The organism is Streptomyces longisporoflavus (assembly GCF_014649775.1).
Classification (GTDB): Bacteria; Actinomycetota; Actinomycetes; order Streptomycetales; family Streptomycetaceae; genus Streptomyces; species Streptomyces longisporoflavus.
On the sequence record NZ_BMTR01000006.1, the window covers coordinates 108,136 to 127,166 of the forward strand.

A 19,031-nucleotide genomic window follows, 5' to 3' on the forward strand; every position below is an offset into this window, starting at 1 on the left:
CCCGGCGGCGGCTTCTACGATCAGGGCGCATGAGCCCCCGTCTGCTGATCTACAGCCGCACGACCGCCTACCGGCACGCGTCGATCCCCGCCGGAGTCGCCGCCCTGTCCGAACTCGCCGAAGAAGTGGGCTGCTCCGCCGACGCGACCGAGGATCCGGCCGCCTTCGAGCGGGACCTGTCCGGCTGTGCGGCGATCGTCTTCCTCTCCACCAGCGGCGACGTCCTCACCCCTGCCGGGCGGGCCGCTCTGCGGGAGTACCGGGCGGCGGGCGGCGGCTTCATGGGGGTCCACGCCGCGGCCTGCACCGAGTACGACTGGCCCTACTACGGCGAGCTGCTCGGCGCGCGCTTCGCCCGCCACCCCGCCTTCCAGCCCGGCCGCCTGACCGTCGAGGACCACGCGCACCCCGCCACCGCACACCTCCCGGCCTCCTGGGAGTTCACCGACGAGTGGTATGACTTCCGGTCATCGCCGCGCGGTGCGGTGCGGGTCCTGGCATCCGCCGACGAGTCCTCGTACGAAGGGGGCGGGATGGGCGCCGACCACCCCCTGGTGTGGTGCCACGACCACGGCGGCGGCCCGGTGTTCTACACGGCGCTCGGCCACGCCGACGAGGCCTACGCGGACCCGGACTTCCGTGCCCACCTCCTGGGCGGCCTGCGCCACGTGACCGGGCGGTAGTCGCCTGCCGCCGCCGCCCGTGCCGCGCGGCCGGCGGTTCAGATCTGGTTCTCGCCGCCGTCGACGTAGACGTTGGCGCCGAGCATGAAGCTGCTCTGGTCGGAGGCGAGGAACGCCACGACCGAGGCGACCTCCTCGGGGCGGCCCATCCGGCCGAGCGCGGTGTCCGCGGCGAGCTGCGTGCGGACGTCGCTCGCGTCCTCTCCTGCGAACAGATTCGTGATCCCCGGGGTGTCGACCGGCCCCGGCGAGACGGCGTTGACCCGGACGCCGCGGCCCTTGAGCTCGTTGGCCCAGGTCCGCGCGAAGGTCCGGACGGCCGCCTTGGACGCCGCGTACAGGCCGAACGCCTCCGCTCCGTTGTCGGCGGCGGTGGAGGCGTTCAGGATCACCGACGCGCCGTCGTTGAGCAGCGGCAGCGATTTCTGGACGGTGAACAGCGTGCCGCGCACGTTGATGCCGAAGATGTGGTTGAAGTCGTCCTCGGTGATCTGCTCGAGCGGCACCAGTGAGGCGGTCGCCGCGTTCGCGAAGACCACGTCCAGGCCCCGGCCGCGGGCGCGGACCGCGTCGTACAGCCGGTCCAGGTCCGCCGGGTTCGAGATGTCTCCCGCCACCGCGGTGGCCCTCGCCGCGCCGATGGTCTCGACGGCCGCGTCCAGTTCCGTCTTGCGCCGGCCGGTGATGAACACGTGCGCGCCCTCGTCCGCGAGGCGTACGGCGCTTGCCAGGCCGATCCCGGTGCCGCCGCCGGTGACTACCGCGGTCTTGCCTTCGAGCTGTCCCATGCGAATGACCTCCACAAATATATGTATCGATCGGTACGGAAAGAGACCGTAGCACGGTTCGGGACCGGTCGGTACAGAAGGAGTAGGATGCGTTCATGGGAACGCAGAAGAAGGCGCCGATCGGCCGGCCGAGGGGCTTCGACGCCGATGAGGCCCTGGAACGGGCCATGCGGGTCTTCTGGGAGAAGGGCTACGAGGGCGCCGGCCTCACGGACCTGACCAGCGCCATGGGCATCACCCGCACCAGCATGTACGCGGCCTTCGGCAACAAGGAGTCCCTGTTCCGCAAGGCGCTGGAGCGCTACACCGAGGGCCCCGCCTCCTACACGGCACGGGCCCTGCGCGAACCGACCGCCCGGCAGGTGGCCGCCGCTTTCCTCGACGGCTCCGTGCGGGTCACCACCCGCCCCGACTGCCCTGCCGGATGCCTCGGCGTCCAGGCCGGACTCGCCGCCGGGAACGCCGGGGCCAACGCCCGCGACACCCTTGCCGCTTGGCGCAACGACGGCGTCGATCAGCTGCGCGACCGGTTCCGGCGCGCCGTCGATGAAGGCGACCTGCCGCCGGACACCGACCCGGGGCTGCTCGCCCGCTACATCATGACCGTGGCGAACGGCATCGCCGTCCAGGCGGTGAGCGGAGCCACACGCGACGATCTCCAGCACGTGGCCGACATGGCCCTGCGGAACTGGCCGGGCGCCTGACGGCCGCCGCAAGCCGGCCCACCGGGGCGGGCGAGCCCCGGCAGGCATGCGTGAGCCCCCGCCTCGACGAGGCGGGGGCTCACGTCAGACGCTTAGAGCGTGCCCGAGGCGGAGATGGTGATCTCGGCCTTGGTGGCGCCGGACTGCGAGCCGAAGCTCTCGATCTTCTTGACGAGGGCCATGCTCTCCTCGTCCGCGACCTCGCCGAACACGACGTGCTTGCCGTCGAGCCAGCTCGTGACGACCGTGGTGATGAAGAACTGCGAGCCGTTCGAGTTGGGGCCCGCGTTGGCCATCGAGAGCAGGCCCGGCTTGGTGTGCTTCAGCTGGAAGTTCTCGTCGGCGAACTTCTCGCCGTAGATGCTCTTGCCGCCGGTGCCGTTGCCGGCGGTGAAGTCGCCGCCCTGGAGCATGAAGTCCGGGATGACGCGGTGGAACGACGAACCCGCGTAACCGAAGCCCTTCTCGCCGGTGGCGAGCGCGCGGAAGTTCTCCACGGTCTTCGGCACGACGTCCTCGAAGAGGTTGAACGTGATGCGGCCTTCGGGCTGGCCGTCGATGGTGATGTCGAAATAAGCCTTGATTGTCATGGTCCTCATCCTGTCATTGCTCTGTCCCCACCCGCCAACCGAACCCCCAGATGAGGCGCTCGCAGCCCAGGTGACCAGGCATTATACCGTCCGGACTCAGTCCATCGTCGAGCCGATGGCCGTGCTTCCCGTCGTCAGGAACGCCGTCGCGGGCAGGGCTCCGTCCGCCCGGCGGGCGCCGTACGCCGTGGTGGCGTCCTTGGACCGGAACGCCGGGGTCGCCACACCGCTGTCCCAGTTGTCGGCGGACGAGACGGTGCCGGGGCCGAGCTCGGCGGGGCCCTTGCCGTTGGCGACGGCGAGATTGCGGGTCAGGCGGCCCTTGCCCGTCGCGAAGCAGAAGCCGTTCTCCTTGTTGGCGTACGCGGTGTTGCGGTGGAGACGGAGTCCGCCGGGGTTGGAGTTCTCCGTGAAGCCGTGCAGCGTGTTGTCCCAGGCCGCGTTGTCGTTCACCACGTGCGCGGCGCTCGCACCGCCGCCGCCCAGCTTGAACCCGTTGCCGTTGCCCTCCCACGCCGGGTCGTTCCAGCGGTTCTCGCCGTTGCCGAAGGCCCAGGTGTGCTCGACGGTGACGGGGGAGGCGTACTGCCACAGGTCCAGGCCGTCGTCGGCGTTGTCGAACAGACGCGCCCCGGTGATCTTGTTGCCCGTGCCCGAGCCGAACTTCACCGCGAGCCCGTCGGCGTTCTGGCCGTGCGTGGCGGCGTCGTAGTTGCCGTGGCTGTCGAGGTTCCGCACGAGGTTGCCGGTCGTGCCGTCGCCGCGCAGGGTGAAGCCGGAGTCGCCGTTGTCGGCGGTGACCAGGTTCTCGAAGACCGCCGACGGACGACGTGGCGACGAAGCCCTGCGCGGGGGAGTCGCGGAAGGTGAGGTTCTGCACGGTCCAGTGGTCGCCGTGGAGCGCGGCGAGCCAGGAGCCGTCGGCGAGCTTCGAACCGTCGATCTTCACCTTCTCGGTGCCGTACGCGGCAAGGGTGATGCGCGCGGACGGGCTGCCGTTCGCCGTCGACTTGAGGGTCTTCGCCGGGTAGTAGGTGCCGCCCCGCACCTGGATCGTGGTCCCCGCCGAGGCGTTCGCCACCGCGGACTCCAGTGCCGCGGCCGTCGACACGACCACCGTGCTGCTCGCGGCGCCGGCGCCGTCCGCGTCCAGGCCCAGGCAGACTCCGCCCGCTCCCGCCGCCACGGCGACGGCCGCGGCGAGGGTGATCGTACGGGTCCTGCGGTGGCGTCCGGCGCTGCTGCTCACAGCAGACGTTCCTCTCCTGGGGGGTGTGGTGCGGCGGCCGCCCGGGAACCCCATGACCTCCGGGCGGCCGCCGCTCCTCCCTAGTGCCCGCCGCGCACCCCCGGGGTTGCCGCGGACAAGGATCTTTTTCGGCCGGTCCGCGGACCGGTCACTCGGTCCTGATCCTCATGAAGGTGATCGAGTTCGCCGGGAAGGTGTACGAGAAGGTCTCGGACACGCCCTTGAACGTCGAGGTCACCGGCTTGACCGGCGTCGCGTCCTTCGTGTTCTCCGCGGCCGGGTCGGCGGCCAGCGTGGTCACCTTCGCGTTCCGGCCGACGCGCGTGCCCGAGCCGAGTCCGATCTCGGTGCGCGCCTCGGAGCCCTGCGCGTTGACGACCTTGACGATGAGGTCGCCGGTGGCCTTGTCGCGGGTGACGACCTGGCGGAACGGCTCGGCGGGCTTGTCGTCCGTGAAGGAACCCCACTTCTTGCCGTCGAGGAAGAGCGTCACCTGCCGCCCGCGCACTTCCACGCGCAAGTCGTAGGTGCGGCCCGTCTCGATCGCCGTCGTGTCCTGGACCATGGTCTGCTTCGCGCCGTCGACGCTCTTCTCGACGGCCGACTGAGTGTTGTTCCAGCCGCCCAGGTTCCACCAGTAGTGGTTGCCGGAGTCCTTGACCCCGAAGGCGACCATGAAGCCCTCCTTGCCGGACTTCTTGGTGGCCTTCACGTTCAGGTCGTAGTTCTGCCAGCCCTTGTCGCCCGCCGTGACCAGGGTGTTCTCGGCTGCCTCGTCGGACTGCACGTACGCGCCGTCCTGGACGGCCCACGTGCCCTTCTCCGCCGCCTTGCTCCACTGGCCGTCGCCGCCGGAGAAGTCGTCGGTCAGGAGCGTCTTGCCGTCCTCGCCGGTGACCTTCACGTCGTCGTACGCGGCGCTGGTCGCCCAGGTGGAGAGGCCGACGGCGCCGGTGATGGGGCCGGACGTGGCGGGTGTGCCGGATGCCGTGGACGGCACGACCTCGTCGCCGACGTTGCGCATGAAGAGCTTCTGCGTCTCGTAGTTGGCCGAGCCCCATGACTGGTCGTTGTCGTACCAGATCATGTTCGGCTTCCACTGCACGTAGTCCTCGTTGGCGAGCAGCGGGGCGTACGAGGCGAGCTTGACGACGTCGGCGTTGCGTTCAAGGCCGGTCATGAACGCCGCTTCGGACAGGGCGTTGGAGAACTTGTTGCCCTGCGAGGCGTACTCGCCGAGGAAGACCTTCGGTCCCTTGCGGTCGTAGGAGTCGTAGCGGTCGTTGTTCTCCAGGAACCACTGGGGACTGTTGTAGTAGTGCTCGTCGACCATGGCCACGTCCGCGTCGCGGCCCAGCTGCCAGGCCTTGTCGAAGATCGAACCGCTGTCGTCGGGGCCGGAGTTGGAGATGACGTTGATGTCCGGGTACTTCGCCTCGATGGCCGCGCGGAACTCCTTGAAGCGGGCGAAGAACTCCTCGGGGAGGTTCTCCTCGTTGCCCACTCCCAGGTGGGTGAGGCGGAAGGGCTCGGGGTGGCCCATCGCCGCCCGCTTCTTGCCCCATTCGCTGGTCGCCGGGCCGTTGGCGAACTCGATCAGGTCCAGGGTGTCCTGGATGTGCCGCTTCAGGAGGGCCGGGTCGTCGGTGGCCTTGTTCTGGCCGCAGCCGGTCACCAGGGCGGGGACCACGGGCAGCGGCATGGCGCCGATGTCTTCGGCGAACTGGAAGTACTCGTAGTAGCCGAGCCCGTAACTCTGGTTGTAGCCCCAGAAGTTGGCGTTAGTGGCCCGCTGCTCCACGGGCCCGATGGTGTCCTTCCACTGGTAGGAGCGCTTGCGCTGCCAGCCCGACTTCTCGTCGTACGCCTCGTGGGATCCGGTGTTGACCAGGCAGCCGCCGGGGAAGCGCAGGAAGCCGGGGTCGAGGTCGGCGATCTTCTGGGCGAGGTCCTTGCGCAGGCCGTTGGCGCGGCCCTTGAAGGTGTCGCGGGGGAAAAGGGAGATCTCGTCGAGCGAGACGGGGGCGGTGTCCGAGGCGACCGTGAGCCGGCCGGTGGCCGAGGTGCGGGCGGCGGTGAACGTCGCCTTGTATTTCGCCCAGCCGCCGCGTGCGGTGACGCGGCGCGCCGGGGCGAGGTCGCCGGAGGCGTCGCGCAGGCCGATGGTCAGCGGAGCCTTCTGCGTGCCGCCGGTGCGGGCCCAGACGGAGAAGTCGTAGCGCTTGCCCTTGGCGACCGCGAGTCCGGTGTTGTATCCGGTGTTGGTGACGGATGAACTGCCGCCGAGGGAAAGGTAGTTGCGGTTGCGGGCGTTGAGGCGGCCCTCGTCGTTCACCACCTCGGCGGTACCGGACGTGTCCCATGAGGTGAGCGGCTTGTAGGAGGCGTTGTCGGCGGTGCTGTACTCGAAGGAGCGGTTCTGGACGAGCTCGGCGTAGAGGCCGCCGTCCGCCGCGCGGTTGATGTCCTCGTAGAAGACGCCGTACATCGAGTCGTCGATCTTCGCGCCGGTGCGGGAGGGGTCGACGTCGATGGTGTAGTCGGTGGGTTCGGCCGCGGCGGTGGGTCCCGCGGCGAGCGTTCCGGCGAGCAGGGCTCCGAGCGTGAGCCCGAGTCTCCATCGTCTGCGTGCCATGCCTACCCCAGTCCTGTGCGGTATATCGAACGATGGTCAGTGGGTCGAACGGCAACTTAGGTAGCGGGGAGCCGCGCGTCAACGCATTGCGCAGGAAGTGGCCGAGGTGGCCGCCGGGGTTCGTGATCTCGAACAACTCTCGTGCAATTCGCGGGACTTCGCCTCTGTCTCTGTCCGAACCGTTGACGCGCCTCGCGTTCGACCTTACGGTCCGTTCGAAGTTGCGAGCAGCATTCGAAATATCGAACAGAAGTGAGCCGCAATGTCACCACCCCTCCCGAGCCGACGAGGTGTGCTCGGCTCCATCGGAGCACTCGCCGTCGCGGGCAGTTTCGGACTCGCCGCCGCCAATCGCAGCGCGTCGGCGATCGCGTCGGACGCGGACGTACGGGTCCGCTACTGGAATCTGTTCTCCGGCGGTGACGGCGCCAACATGATCGCCATGCTGGACTCCTTCCGCGCCGCGAACCCCCGTACCGACGTCAAGGACTCGACGCTCCAGTGGGGCAACCCGTACTACACCAAGCTCGCCATGGCGGCGGCCGGGAACCGCGCCCCCGACCTCGCGGTGATGCACCTGGGCCGCATCCCCGGCTTCGCGCCCGGCCGGCTGCTCGACCCCTGGGACGTGCGGCTGCTCGCCGAGTACGGCGTGCACGAGGCCGACTTCGACCCGGTGCTGTGGAAGCGCGCCGTCGTCGACGGCAAGCTCTACGGCCTTCCCCTCGACATCCACGCCCAGCTCTGCTTCTACCGCAGGGACGTGTGCGAGCAGGCGGGACTGCTCGGAGACGACGGCGAACTGGCGCAGGTCACCTCGCCCGAGGAGTGGTTCAAGGCGCTCAAGGCCGCCAAGAAGGCGGTCAAGGGCAATGTCCACACCATCGGCATCAAGGCCGACGAACCCAACTTCTCCTGGTGGTTCTTCCTCTCCTTCTACACCCAGCTCGGCGGCACCTGCCTCAGCGCCGACGGCCGGGACGTCACCCTCGACACCGACAAGGCCACGCAGGTCCTGGAGTTCCTGCGCCGGCACCTGACCGACGGCTACTCCACCGCGATCGGCATCGCCGACGGCGAGTCATTCGTCAACGGATCGGCCTTCACCTGGGAGGGCAACTGGTCGGTGCCCGTGTTCAGCGGCGCGAAGCTGAAGTACGGCGCGACCCCGCTGCCGCCCGTCTTCGGCAAGCCCGCCACCCACACCGAGTCCCACTGCTTCGTCCTGCCGCACCAGTCGCGGCGCGGCGGCGCCACCGACGAGGGCGCGCACCGACTGGCGGCGTACGTCGTCAAGAACGCCACGGCCTGGGCGCGCGGCGGCCACATCCCCGCCTATCTGCCGACGCTCGACGACAAGAAGTACCTGTCGCTCCGACCGCAGTCGGAGTACGTCTCGGCGATGGACCACATGGCGGTCGAACCACCCGCCTGGTTCGCGGGATCCACCGGGCTCCTGGCCCAGCGCATCGGCCCCGTCATCGCCTCCTCCAACGTCGGCTCCGCCAGGCCGGACGCCACGGCCCGCCGCATGCGGGACGTACTCGAAAAGCTGGTCGCCATGAAGAACCCGATGGAAGGCAGCTCCGCCACCGAGGGAGGGTCCGCCGCGTGAGCGTTCTGGACACCGCGGTCGCACCGGCCGCCGTACGCCCGTCCCCGGCGACGGACGTCGAATCGCCCCGGACGCGACTGACCCGCCGCCTCCAGCACGGCGGCTGGTTCGTCGCCCCCTTCCTCGTCCTGTTCGCGCTGTTCGTGCTGCTGCCGATCGGCCGCGGCCTGTGGCTGAGCTTCACCGACGCCAACATCTCCGGCACCGGCGAACGCTTCGTGGGCCTCGACAACTACCGCGAGGCCTTCGGCAACCCGCTCATGTGGGACGCCCTCGGGCACAGCGCGTACTTCACGCTGCTCGTGGTGCCCTGCATCGTCGTCCTCGCGTTCCTCCTCGCGATGCTCGCCCACCACATCGAACGCGCCAAATGGCTGTGGCGGCTCTGCTTCTTCGCGCCCTTCCTGCTGCCGTCGACCGTCGCGGGAAACCTGTGGCAGTGGCTCTTCAACCCGGCCACCGGAATGATCAACCACGTCTTCGGCCTCGACACGCCCTGGCTGACCCAGAAGTCCACCGCCCTGCTCGCCGTCGTGATCACCACCCTGTGGTGGACGGTCGGCTTCAGCTTCCTGCTCTTCCTCGCGGCACTGCAGAACATCCCGGACCATCTCTACGAGGCCGCCGCGCTCGACGGCGCGAACGCCTGGCACCGGCTCGTGCACATCACCCTGCCGATGCTGCGCAACATCACCGGCCTCGTCGTCACCCTGCAGATCCTCGCCTCGCTCCAGGTCTTCGACCAGGCCGTGGTGATGCAGGACTTCGGGCCGGGACCGGAGGAGAGCACCCGGACCTTCGTCCAGTACACCCTCGAAGAGGGCTTCACCGCCTACCGCGTGGGTTACGCCTCCGCCATCTCCATCATCTTCTTCGTGCTCATCGCGGCCGTCGCCCTCGGCCGGATGTGGCTCCTGCGCAAGCGTGAGGAGGGCGTGCGATGAGCACGACCGTCGTCGTACGGAAGAACAGCGGCAAGAAGAAGTGGACCCCGGGCCAGATTGTGCTCACCGCGCTCGGCACCGTCGTCTCCGCCGTGTGGATGACACCGCTCCTGTGGGCCCTTCTCACCTCCCTGAAGTCGGAGACCGAGGCCGTCGAGGTGCCCACCCACTGGGTGCCGCAGGAGTGGACGGGCCAGGCGTGGAAGGCGCTCTTCGAGACCGGCAACATCACCAACTGGTTCGTGAACTCAGCCGTCGTCTCGGTGTGCGTCACCTTCGTCGTGGTCCTCGTCAGCGCCCTCGCCGGCTACGGCTTCGCACGCACCGAGTTCCGCGGCAAGAACGCGCTGCTCGGCCTGGTGATGGCGGGCCTGATGGTGTCGCCCGCGGTGCTCGGCGTGCCGCTGTTCACGACCGTCCAGTCCATGGGGATGGTCGACACCTACTGGGGCATGATCCTGCCGCAGTGCGCGCCCGCCGCCATGGTCTACATCCTCTACAAGTTCTTCCAGTCGATCCCGCACGAGCTGGAGGAGGCCGCGTACATCGACGGCGCCGGACGCTGGCGGGTCTTCTTCACCATCGTCCTGCCGCTCTCCAGGCCCTCGCTCTCGGCCGTCGGGATCTTCACCTTCATCGCGTCCTGGAACAACTTCCTGTGGCCCTACATGGTGACCAACAACCCCGACCTGATGACCATGCCGAACGGCATCGCGACCGTCATGAACTCCTACGGCATCCAGTGGGCCCAGCTCATGGCGGGCGGCCTCATGGCGGGCCTGCCCCTGGTCATCGTCTTCGTCTTCTTCCAGCGCCAGATCATCAGCGGCGTCGCCCACACGGGACTCGCCGGCCAGTAGGCCCGCCTGCCCCAACGCTCCGTCGAAAGGTTCTACATGGCCCCCCGCACCGCCCGCTTCACGCTCGATCCCGCCTTCGCCGTCGGCGACGTCGACCCCCGCCTCTTCGGCTCCTTCGTCGAGCATCTCGGCCGGTGCGTCTACACCGGCATCTACGAACCGGGCCACCCCTCGGCCGACGAGACGGGGCTGCGCACCGATGTGCTCGGACTCATACGGGAGCTCGGTGTGACGGCCGTGCGCTATCCCGGCGGGAACTTCGTCTCCGGCTACAAGTGGGAGGACTCCGTCGGCCCCGCCGACGAACGGCCGCGCCGCCTCGACGCGGCCTGGCACTCCACGGAGACCAACCGGTTCGGACTCTCCGAGTACATCGCCTTCCTGCGCAAGATCGGCCCGCAGGCCGAACCCATGATGGCGGTGAACCTCGGCACGCGCGGCGTCGAAGAGGCCCTTGCGCTCCAGGAGTACGCCAACCACCCCTCCGGCACCGCGTGGTCCGACCTGCGTGCCGCGCACGGCGACAAGAACCCCTTCGGCATCCGCCTGTGGTGCCTGGGCAACGAGATGGACGGGCCGTGGCAGACCGGCCACAAGACCGCCGAGGAGTACGGACGCCTGGCGGCCGAGACCGCTCGCGCGATGCGCCAGATCGACCCGGACGTCGAACTGGTGGCCTGCGGCAGCTCGGGCCAGTCCATGGAGACCTTCGCCGCGTGGGAGGCCACGGTCCTGGCCGAGACCTATGACCTGGTCGACCACATCTCCCTGCACGCGTACTACGAGGAGACCGACGGCGACCGGGACTCGTTCCTCGCCTCCGCCGTCGACATGGAGTCCTTCATCGAGAACGTCGTCGCCACCTGCGACCACGTGGGCGCCCGCCTGAAGTCCGCGAAGAAGATCAACCTCTCGTTCGACGAGTGGAACGTCTGGTACCAGTCCCGGCCGCACCCCGAGGTCGAGGAGAGCCTGCGCGACTGGCCCGAGGCGCCGCGTCTCCTGGAGGACAACTACACCGTCACCGACGCGGTCGTCGTCGGCTCGCTCCTCATCGCCCTTCTGCGGCACGCCGACCGGGTGGCCGTCGCCTGCCTGGCCCAGCTGGTCAACGTCATCGCGCCGATCCTGACCGAGCCGGGCGGCCCGGCCTGGCGGCAGACCTCCTTCTTCCCCTTCGCGCAGGCCTCGCGGTACGGACGCGGCCGGGTCCTGGACGTACGCGTGGACTCACCCGCGCACGAGACGCGGAAGTTCGGCGAGGTGCCCCTGCTGCACGCCACAGCCGTCCGCGCCGACGACGGCACCGTCACCGTGTTCGCGGTCAACCGCAGCCAGAGCGAGTCGTTGCCGCTGGAAGTCGCCCTCCACGGGCTTGAGTCGGCGGACGTCATCGAGCACAGCGCGCTCGCGGACGCGGACCCCGACGCGCGCAACACCCTCGCGGAGCCGGAGCGCGTGACCCCGCACGGCGTCAGCGGGACAGCGCTCCAGGACGGCACGCTGAGCGCCGTACTGGAGCCGCTGTCATGGAACGTGATCCGCCTGGGCTGAGCCACTCACGCCCGGATCAGTAGGCGACGGGCCACCCCGAGCTCCAGTTCAGGAGGTTGACGCCGAGCTTCGGGGTGCCGTTGTCCTGCCCGTCGTAGTAGTGGTAGACGAGCAGGTCGCCGTCGGAGTCCTTCATGATCGACTGGCCGCCGGGGCCGATGTAGCGGCCGTGGCTCTCCTGGACCGGGGTCCCGCCGTTGTTCATCATGCCGACGCCGTTCTTGTCGACGTACGGTCCGGTGACGCGGGAGGAGCGGCCCACCTTGATCTTGTAGGTGGAGCTGGTGCCCGCGCAGCACGTGTCGTACGAGGCGAAGAGGTAGTAGTAACCGCCCCGCTTGACGATGGAGGGCGCCTCGACGGCCTTGGTGCCGGTGGGGCGCGAGGCGAGGGAACGCCGGCTCGTGTCGCCCGCGTACTGCTTGCCCGTCGCGGGGTCGACGCGGATCATCTTGATCCCGGTCCACCAGGAACCGAAGGACAGCCACCACTTGCCGTCGTCGTCGACGAAGAGGTTCGGGTCGATGGCGTTGTAGTCGCTGGACGTGGTCGAGGTGTACACGGCGCCGTAGTCGGTCCAGGAGCCGGGCTCGCCGGTCGTGGAGCCCGCGAGACCGATGGCCGACTTGTTCGAGCCGAACGACGAGACGGAGTAGTACATCAGGTACTTGCCGCCGTGGTACGAGATGTCGGGCGCCCAGACGTCCCCGGTCGAGTTGTAGTTGCTCCACCAGCCCGGCCGGGCGGGGAAGGCGGAGCCGCTGCGGCCGAAGGCGATCCGGTCGGTGGAGGTGCGCAGTTGCAGGCCGTCGCCGGTCGAGTAGAGCAGGTACTTGCCCGACGCGGTGCGGGCCAGGGTCGGGTCGTGCACGACGATGTCGCCGGTGACCCGGCCGGGGTCGGGGTAGGCGACGGCGCTGCTCGGAACGAGGGCGAGCAGGGCGGCGGCGGGCAGCGCGACGAGGGCTCTGCGCCGGAAGGAGGCGGGGACAAGACTCACTTGCTTCTCCTGGAGTGGGGGGGGAGGCCAGGGCCCCGACGGGGCGCGGGACCGTGACATGGGCGGCGGCGCCGCGTGGGCGCGACCAGCCATGACGGGCCCGCGGACGGAGCCCCGGGCCTCCCGTGGTGCGCTTACAGCGCGGGATGCGCGTTCTTCAGGAGTTCCTGGAACTGGGCCGAGAACCACTTCCCTGAGATCGGGGCGTCGGGGAGAGCACCGGACGGGTTGAAGCCGTTGCGGGGATTGCCCTCGTACGTCGGATCGCACATGCGGTCGAAGCCCTTGCCCTCGTCGTTCGGGAACGTCTTGCTCGCCCCGTCGGACTCGCCCGGCGGCTTGATCCACACATAGGCGTCGATGCCGGCCTCCGGGGACGCCGTCGGCCGCTCGCCGAGGCCCGCCCCCGCCTGGTTGCACCAGTTGCCCATGTGCAGGCGCCGGTCGTAACGGCCGCCCTCCACATAGGTGTTCACGTCCGTCGTCGGGCCGGGGCCCGCGGGCCGCTCGGAACCGCCCCAGCCGTTGCGCGAGGTGTCGATCAGCATGCCGATGCCGGACCTGAAGCCGGTGGAGACGAGCTGGTCGCGGAAGGACTGGGCGAAGGAGAGCTCGTCCACGGAGCGGTTCCAGTCGACCCACCTGGACTCGCGCACGGACCGGCCGCCAACGGTGTCGTTGATCGTGAAGTTGTTCTCCTTCAGGGCGCTGTAGTTGGCCGTGTTGGTGACGAAGCCGTGCACGTTGTCGACGCTGCCGCCCTCCGTGGTCGCCGCCTCGTACATGACCTGCGCGGACGCGGCGAAGTTGTCCTCCCAGCCGATCCAGCCGTGGTGGCCCGCGTCCACGTAGTTGTAGACGTTCGGGACGGCGCCGAGCTCGCGCAGCGCGTAACCGACACCCTTGACGTAGTTGCCGTTGGCCTTCATGACGTCGCACTCGGGCGTCGCGGTGGGCCGGCTGCCGGTGTTGGTGACCAGGTTGGGCAGCGAGTCGATCTCGACGGTCGTGACGACGCGCAGGTTCGCGTACTTGGGGTCGGCGAGGATCGCGGCGATGGGATCGATGTATTCGGTCTGGTACCTGCCGATCGCCGTGGGGCCGAGCTCGCCGTTGGAGGCGAGCGCGGCGCAGTCCCGGCCCGGCAGGTTGTAGATGACCAACTGGATGACGCCCGCCCCCTGTTCGACCGCCTCGTCGAGGTGGTCGCGCAGGCCCATCGAGTCGCCGGCGCCCTCGATCGCGGCGATCCGGTCGAGCCAGACGCCGGTGGGCTGGTCAGCGACGGCGCTGCCGCCCGGCTCGGCGGCGGCCTTCGCCGACCACTCCGGGTTCACGTACGGCTTGGCGCCCGCGTACGGGTTGTCGACGCGCGCCGCCGCTGCCCGGGACTGCGTGGTGCCGCCGGCTCCGTCGCTCACGGCGAGCGCGGTGCCGCCCGTGGTGGCGAGGACGGTGGCGAGTGCGGCCAGGAAGAGGGCGCGGGATCTGCGGTGCCTGGTGTGTGTGCGGCTCATGGTGGGGGTTCCCTTCGGGTGCGGGGTGTGGGGGTTCGCGGCGGGGCGGGGGTTCGCGGTGTGGGGCGGCGCCCGTTCGGGGGCGCGGGGAACCGCGCGATCCACCCCCGCTCGCCCGCGGGTCGTCACCGCGACGGCGGCGCAGGACGCGGCGACGTGAGTCCGGCGGCGATGAGGGCGGCGCCCGCGAGCACGGCGGAGGTGCGGAGCAGGTGCGGGGGACGGGGCATGAGCGACTCCACGGATCGAACCGGAATCGCTCCCACTGGTTCCGTGGAAGCTAGCAGGAAGTCGCCGCCGCGAACAGAAAGGTTGGCGTGTTTTTCAGATTCCCCGGATCTCTCCTGTCGAATTCATTCGACAACTCCCTTTCGTGTGCGAGCTCTTGACATCGCGGCGATTCGGCTGAACTTTGGGAGCGCTCCCACTGGTGCTCCCACTGGTGCTCCCGCTCCCCGGGCGGAGCACGCCCCCCATCGAGCCGTCAGGAGACATCCCGGCATGTCCGCATTCCCCCGATCCCCCCGCTCCGGCCCCTCCAGACCGGAAATCAGCCGCCGCAACCTCCTTGCCCTGGGGGCCGGAGCCGCGCTGGCCCCCGTCATCGTGGCGCTCGACCCCGCAGGTCACAGCGCCTACGCCGCCCCCGCGGCGACCGAGTACGAACAGCGTTTCCTCGACCTCTATGCGAAGATCACCGATTCCGCGAACGGCTATTTCTCGCCGGACGGAATTCCCTACCACTCGGTCGAGACCCTCATTGTCGAAGCCCCCGACCACGGGCACGAGACGACATCCGAGGCATACAGCTATCTGCTCTGGCTGCAAGCCATGTACGGCAAGGTCAGCGGCGATTGGACGCGTTTCAACGCGGCCTGGGAAACCATGGAGAAATTCATGATCCCGTCCCATGCCGACCAGCCGACGAACAGTTTCTACAATGCGGCGAAACCAGCCACCTACGCCCCCGAACACGACCAGCCGTCCCAGTACCCCGCCCGCCTCGACCCCGCGGTGCGGACCGGCGCCGACCCGATCGCCGCCGAGCTGAAGAGCGCGTACGGCACCGACGACATCTACGGCATGCACTGGCTCCAGGACGTCGACAACACCTACGGCTACGGCGGCGACACCGCGGGCCCCGTCTACATCAACACCTTCCAGCGGGGTTCGCAGGAGTCGGTCTGGGAGACCGTCCCGCACCCCACCCGCGACGAGTTCGAGCACGGCGGCGCGAACGGCTACCTCGACCTGTTCACCGGCGACGCCTCCTACGCCAAGCAGTGGAAGTACACCAACGCCCCGGACGCCGACGCCCGCGCCGTACAGGCCGCCTACTGGGCCCACGTATGGGCATCGGCCCAGGGCAAGCAGGCCGACGTGGCGGCGACGGTCGCCAAGGCGGCCAAGATGGGCGACTATCTGCGCTACGCCCTGTTCGACAAGTACTTCAAGACCATCGGCGACTGCACCGACCCCGCAGGCTGCACGCCGGGCAGCGGCAAGAACAGCTCGCACTACCTGCTGTCCTGGTACTACGCCTGGGGCGGCGCCACCGACACATCCGCGGGCTGGGCCTGGCGCATCGGATCGAGCCACAACCACGGCGGCTACCAGAACCCCCTGGCCGCCTACGCCCTCAGCGCCTACGCCCCGCTCGCCCCCAAGTCGGCCACCGGCAAGGCCGACTGGACCAAGAGCCTCACCCGGCAGATCGAGTTCTACCGCTGGCTGCAGTCCGCCGAGGGCGCCATCGCGGGCGGCGCCACCAACAGCTGGCAGGGCCGCTACGCGAAGCCCCCGGCCGGCACCCCCACCTTCTACGGCATGGCCTACGACGAGAAACCCGTCTACCACGACCCGCCGTCCAACCAGTGGTTCGGCTTCCAGGCCTGGTCGATGGAGCGCGTCGCCGAGTACCTCCACGAGACCGACGACCCCGCCGCGAAGACCGTCATGGACAAGTGGGTGGAGTGGGCGCTCTCCGAGACGAAGATCGCCGCCGACGGCACCTACAGCTTCCCCTCGACGCTGAAGTGGTCCGGTCAGCCCGACACCTGGAACCCGTCAAGTCCCGGCGCCAACACGGGACTTCACGTCTCCGTCGTCGACCGCACCAATGACGTGGGCGTGGCCGGCGCCTACGCCAAGACCCTCACGTACTACGCCGCCGCCACCGGCCACACCGAGGCCGCCACCACGGCCAAGGCACTCCTCGACGGCATGTGGCAGCACCACCGGGACCCCCTGGGCATCGCCGTGCCCGAGACCCGCGCCGACTACAACCGGTTCGACGGCGCGGTGTACGTACCGGACGGCTGGAGCGGCACCATGCCGAACGGCGACACCGTCGACTCCGGATCCGACTTCACCTCCATCCGCTCCTTCTACCGCGACGACCCCGACTGGCCCAAGGTCGAGGCCTATCTCGCCGGGGGAGCGGCGCCGCAGTTCACCTATCACCGATTCTGGGCGCAGGTCGACATCGCGCTCGCCATGGGGGCGTACGCGGAGCTCCTCGAACCGGGGCCGGGGTCGCGGTGACCGCCCGGACGACGCGCGCCGGGAAACTGCTCGGTGCCCTGTGCCTGATACCGGGGCTGCTCCTGGCCGCCGCCCCCTCCTCCGGCGCCGACGACGTCAAGAAGGCGACCCGGGCCGCGTACACCTGGAAGAACGTCCGCGTGGACGGCGGCGGTTTCGTCCCCGGCATCGTCTTCAACCGCACCGAGAAGAACCTCGCCTACGCCCGCACCGACATCGGCGGCGCCTACCGCTGGCAGGAGAAGTCCCGGTCCTGGACCCCGCTGCTCGACTCGGTGGGCTGGAACGACTGGGGCCACACCGGAGTCGTCAGCATCGCCTCCGACAGCGTCCAGCCGAACAAGGTCTACGCCGCCGTCGGCACGTACACCAATGACTGGGACCCCGGAAAGGGTGCCGTCATGCGGTCGGCCGACCGGGGCAGGACCTGGAAGAAGGCCGACCTGCCCTTCAAGCTCGGCGGCAACATGCCGGGCCGGGGCATGGGCGAACGCCTCGCCGTAGACCCGCACGACAACCGCGTGCTGTACCTGGGGGCGCCGAGCGGCCACGGCCTGTGGCGCTCCACCGACTCCGGGGCCACCTGGTCGGAGGTGACCGCGTTCCCCAACCCCGGCAACTACCGGCAGGACCCCTCCGACCCGACCGGGTACGCCTCCGACAACCAGGGCATCGCCTGGGTCACCTTCGACGAGTCCACGGGCGCCTCCGGCTCGCGCACCAAGACCGTCTATGTGGGCGTCGCCGACAAGGAGAACGCCGTCTACCGCTCGACGGACGCGGGCGCCACCTGGTCACGCCTCGCCGGCCAGCCCACCGGACACCTCGCCCACAAGGGTGTGCTGGACGCGGAGAACGGCTACCTCTACCTCGCCTACAGCGACAAGGGCGGCCCCTACGACGGCGGCAAGGGCCAGGTGTGGCGGTACGCGACCCGCACCGGGGAGTGGAAGAACATCAGCCCCGCCACCGACGCGGACACCTACTACGGCTTCAGCGGGCTGAGCGTCGACCGGCAGCGTCCGGGCACCGTCATGGTCACCGGTTACAGCTCCTGGTTCCCGGACACCCAGATCTTCCGCTCCACCGACAGCGGCGGAAGCTGGACCGGCGCCTGGAGCTACGCCGCCTATCCCGAGCGCGCCAACCGCTACACCATGGACGTCTCGTCCGTGCCGTGGCTGTCGTGGGGCGCGAGCCCGGCGCCGCCCGAACAGGCCCCGAAACTGGGCTGGATGACCGAGGCCCTGGAGATCGACCCGTTCGACTCCGACCGGATGATGTATGGCACCGGAGCCACCGTCTACGGCACCGAGAACCTGCGTCAGTGGGACAGCGGCGGCAAGTTCACCGTCACCCCGATGGTCAAGGGCCTGGAGGAGACCGCCGTCAACGACATCGACGCGCCCGCCTCCGGGGCGCCGCTGCTCAGCGCGCTCGGCGACATCGGCGGCTTCCGGCACACGGACATCACCAAGGTGCCGCCCCTGATGTACACCGAGCCCAACTTCACCAGCACGACCAGCCTCGACCACGCCGAGAGCGACCCGGACACGGTGGTGCGCGTCGGCCAGCTCGACAGCGGGCCGCGCATCGCCTTTTCCGGTGACAACGGCGCCACTTGGTCGGCGGGCAAGGAACCGCCGGGCGTGTCAGGCGGCGGCACGGTGGCCACGTCCGCCGACGGCAGCCGCTTCGTGTGGAGCCCGGACGGCACGGGCGTGCACACCAGCGGCGACCGGGGCGCGACATGGATGGCGTCCACCGGCATCCCGCAGGGCGCGGTCGTCGAGTCCGACCGGGCCGACGCGAAGACGTTCTACGGCTTCAAGTCCGGGACGTTCTACGTCAGCAGGGACGGCGGGGCGACCTTCACCGCGAAGGCGTCCACCGGACTGCCCGCCGAAGGCCCGGTGCGCTTCAAGGCCCTGCCGGGGAAGGCGGGCGACATCTGGCTCGCGGGCGGCAAGACCGGCGGCACGTACGGACTGTGGCACTCGACGGACTCCGGCGCGAGCTTCACCCGCGTCCAGGGCGTCGAGGAGGCCGACACCATCGGCTTCGGCAAGGCCGCGCCGGGCTCCGGCCACCAGACGCTCTACACCAGCGCGAAGATCGGCGCGGTGCGCGGCATCTTCCGCTCCACCGACGCCGGCGAGAGCTGGGTGCGGATCAACGACGACACACACCAGTGGGGCTGGACCGGCGCGGCCATCACCGGTGATCCGCGGGTCTACGGACGGGTGTACGTCGCCACGAACGGCCGTGGCATCGTGTACGGGGACACGGCCGCCCGGCGGAGGTGACCGCCTCCCCAACTGCACCGGCACAGCAGGGCAGTCGAAGCG

General features: G+C 69.5%; 12 protein-coding genes and 2 pseudogenes. 8 read left to right on the forward strand and 6 right to left on the reverse strand.

The features are described 5' to 3' along the window. Positions 1 to 29 precede the first annotated feature (29 nt). On the forward strand, positions 30 to 683 hold the full coding sequence (locus IE226_RS14210; RefSeq protein ID WP_190081554.1) for a ThuA domain-containing protein: 654 nt from the start codon (positions 30 to 32) through the stop codon (positions 681 to 683). A 38-nt stretch (positions 684 to 721) separates the two neighbouring features. Here the strand turns inward: IE226_RS14210 and IE226_RS14215 are convergent, their stop codons facing one another. Further along, positions 722 to 1,471: an SDR family NAD(P)-dependent oxidoreductase gene (locus tag IE226_RS14215; protein ID WP_190081555.1), complete on the reverse strand. Its 750-nt coding sequence runs from the start codon at positions 1,469 to 1,471 to the stop codon at positions 722 to 724. A gap of 95 nt (positions 1,472 to 1,566) precedes the next feature. On the opposite strand from IE226_RS14215, the gene IE226_RS14220 reads away from it, so the two are divergent. Beyond that, positions 1,567 to 2,175, forward strand: a complete 609-nt coding sequence (locus tag IE226_RS14220) for a TetR/AcrR family transcriptional regulator (RefSeq protein ID WP_190081556.1) — start codon at positions 1,567 to 1,569, stop codon at positions 2,173 to 2,175. Between the two features lie 92 nt (positions 2,176 to 2,267). Here IE226_RS14220 and IE226_RS14225 read toward each other — a convergent pair whose 3' ends face one another. From IE226_RS14225 to IE226_RS14235, 3 genes and pseudogenes are all read right to left on the reverse strand, one after another. After that, positions 2,268 to 2,765: a peptidylprolyl isomerase gene (locus tag IE226_RS14225; RefSeq protein WP_190081557.1), complete on the reverse strand. Its 498-nt coding sequence runs from the start codon at positions 2,763 to 2,765 to the stop codon at positions 2,268 to 2,270. A gap of 96 nt (positions 2,766 to 2,861) precedes the next feature. Further along, positions 2,862 to 4,014, reverse strand: a pseudogene (locus tag IE226_RS14230) (right-handed parallel beta-helix repeat-containing protein). Positions 4,015 to 4,162: 148 nt separating this feature from the next. Beyond that, positions 4,163 to 6,649, reverse strand: a complete 2,487-nt coding sequence (locus IE226_RS14235) for an alpha-L-arabinofuranosidase family protein (protein ID WP_190081558.1) — start codon at positions 6,647 to 6,649, stop codon at positions 4,163 to 4,165. 262 nt (positions 6,650 to 6,911) lie between these two features. On the opposite strand from IE226_RS14235, the gene IE226_RS14240 reads away from it, so the two are divergent. From IE226_RS14240 to arfA, 4 genes are read left to right on the forward strand one after another with little or no spacing between them, the layout of a single operon-like run. Continuing rightward, positions 6,912 to 8,264: an extracellular solute-binding protein gene (locus IE226_RS14240; protein WP_190081559.1), complete on the forward strand. Its 1,353-nt coding sequence runs from the start codon at positions 6,912 to 6,914 to the stop codon at positions 8,262 to 8,264. Further along, a complete protein-coding gene (locus tag IE226_RS14245) occupies positions 8,261 to 9,208 on the forward strand; it encodes a carbohydrate ABC transporter permease (RefSeq protein WP_373306953.1) in 948 nt (315 codons plus the stop codon). Before IE226_RS14240 ends, IE226_RS14245 begins: the two co-directional genes overlap by 4 nt. Next, on the forward strand, positions 9,205 to 10,068 hold the full coding sequence (locus IE226_RS14250; protein ID WP_190081560.1) for a carbohydrate ABC transporter permease: 864 nt from the start codon (positions 9,205 to 9,207) through the stop codon (positions 10,066 to 10,068). The genes IE226_RS14245 and IE226_RS14250 overlap by 4 nt, the downstream gene beginning before the upstream one ends. A gap of 36 nt (positions 10,069 to 10,104) precedes the next feature. Then, positions 10,105 to 11,622: an arabinosylfuranosidase ArfA gene (gene arfA / locus IE226_RS14255; RefSeq protein WP_190081561.1), complete on the forward strand. Its 1,518-nt coding sequence runs from the start codon at positions 10,105 to 10,107 to the stop codon at positions 11,620 to 11,622. A 16-nt stretch (positions 11,623 to 11,638) separates the two neighbouring features. Here arfA and IE226_RS14260 read toward each other — a convergent pair whose 3' ends face one another. Then, positions 11,639 to 12,622: an arabinan endo-1,5-alpha-L-arabinosidase gene (locus tag IE226_RS14260; protein ID WP_229870913.1), complete on the reverse strand. Its 984-nt coding sequence runs from the start codon at positions 12,620 to 12,622 to the stop codon at positions 11,639 to 11,641. Positions 12,623 to 12,756: 134 nt separating this feature from the next. Further along, positions 12,757 to 14,139, reverse strand: a complete 1,383-nt coding sequence (locus tag IE226_RS14265) for a glycoside hydrolase family 6 protein (RefSeq protein WP_190081563.1) — start codon at positions 14,137 to 14,139, stop codon at positions 12,757 to 12,759. Between the two features lie 657 nt (positions 14,140 to 14,796). On the opposite strand from IE226_RS14265, the pseudogene IE226_RS14270 reads away from it, so the two are divergent. Continuing rightward, positions 14,797 to 16,683, forward strand: a pseudogene (locus IE226_RS14270) (glycoside hydrolase family 48 protein); the annotation flags it as partial. Beyond that, a complete protein-coding gene (locus IE226_RS14275) occupies positions 16,680 to 18,989 on the forward strand; it encodes a beta propeller repeat protein (RefSeq protein ID WP_190081565.1) in 2,310 nt (769 codons plus the stop codon). The pseudogene IE226_RS14270 and the gene IE226_RS14275, both read left to right, overlap by 4 nt. Positions 18,990 to 19,031: the final 42 nt, after the last annotated feature.

Bases quoted from the DNA above. Each gene is read 5' to 3' on its own strand.
- IE226_RS14240 (WP_190081559.1), top strand. From the start codon at position 6,912: ATGTCACCACCCCTCCCGAGCCGACGAGGTGTGCTCGGCTCCATCGGA.
- arfA (WP_190081561.1), top strand. From the start codon at position 10,105: ATGGCCCCCCGCACCGCCCGCTTCACGCTCGATCCCGCCTTCGCCGTC.
- IE226_RS14250 (WP_190081560.1), top strand. From the start codon at position 9,205: ATGAGCACGACCGTCGTCGTACGGAAGAACAGCGGCAAGAAGAAGTGG.
- IE226_RS14210 (WP_190081554.1), top strand. From the start codon at position 30: ATGAGCCCCCGTCTGCTGATCTACAGCCGCACGACCGCCTACCGGCAC.
- IE226_RS14215 (WP_190081555.1), bottom strand. From the start codon at position 1,471: ATGGGACAGCTCGAAGGCAAGACCGCGGTAGTCACCGGCGGCGGCACC.
- IE226_RS14235 (WP_190081558.1), bottom strand. From the start codon at position 6,649: ATGGCACGCAGACGATGGAGACTCGGGCTCACGCTCGGAGCCCTGCTC.
- IE226_RS14225 (WP_190081557.1), bottom strand. From the start codon at position 2,765: ATGACAATCAAGGCTTATTTCGACATCACCATCGACGGCCAGCCCGAA.
- IE226_RS14265 (WP_190081563.1), bottom strand. From the start codon at position 14,139: ATGAGCCGCACACACACCAGGCACCGCAGATCCCGCGCCCTCTTCCTG.
- IE226_RS14220 (WP_190081556.1), top strand. From the start codon at position 1,567: ATGGGAACGCAGAAGAAGGCGCCGATCGGCCGGCCGAGGGGCTTCGAC.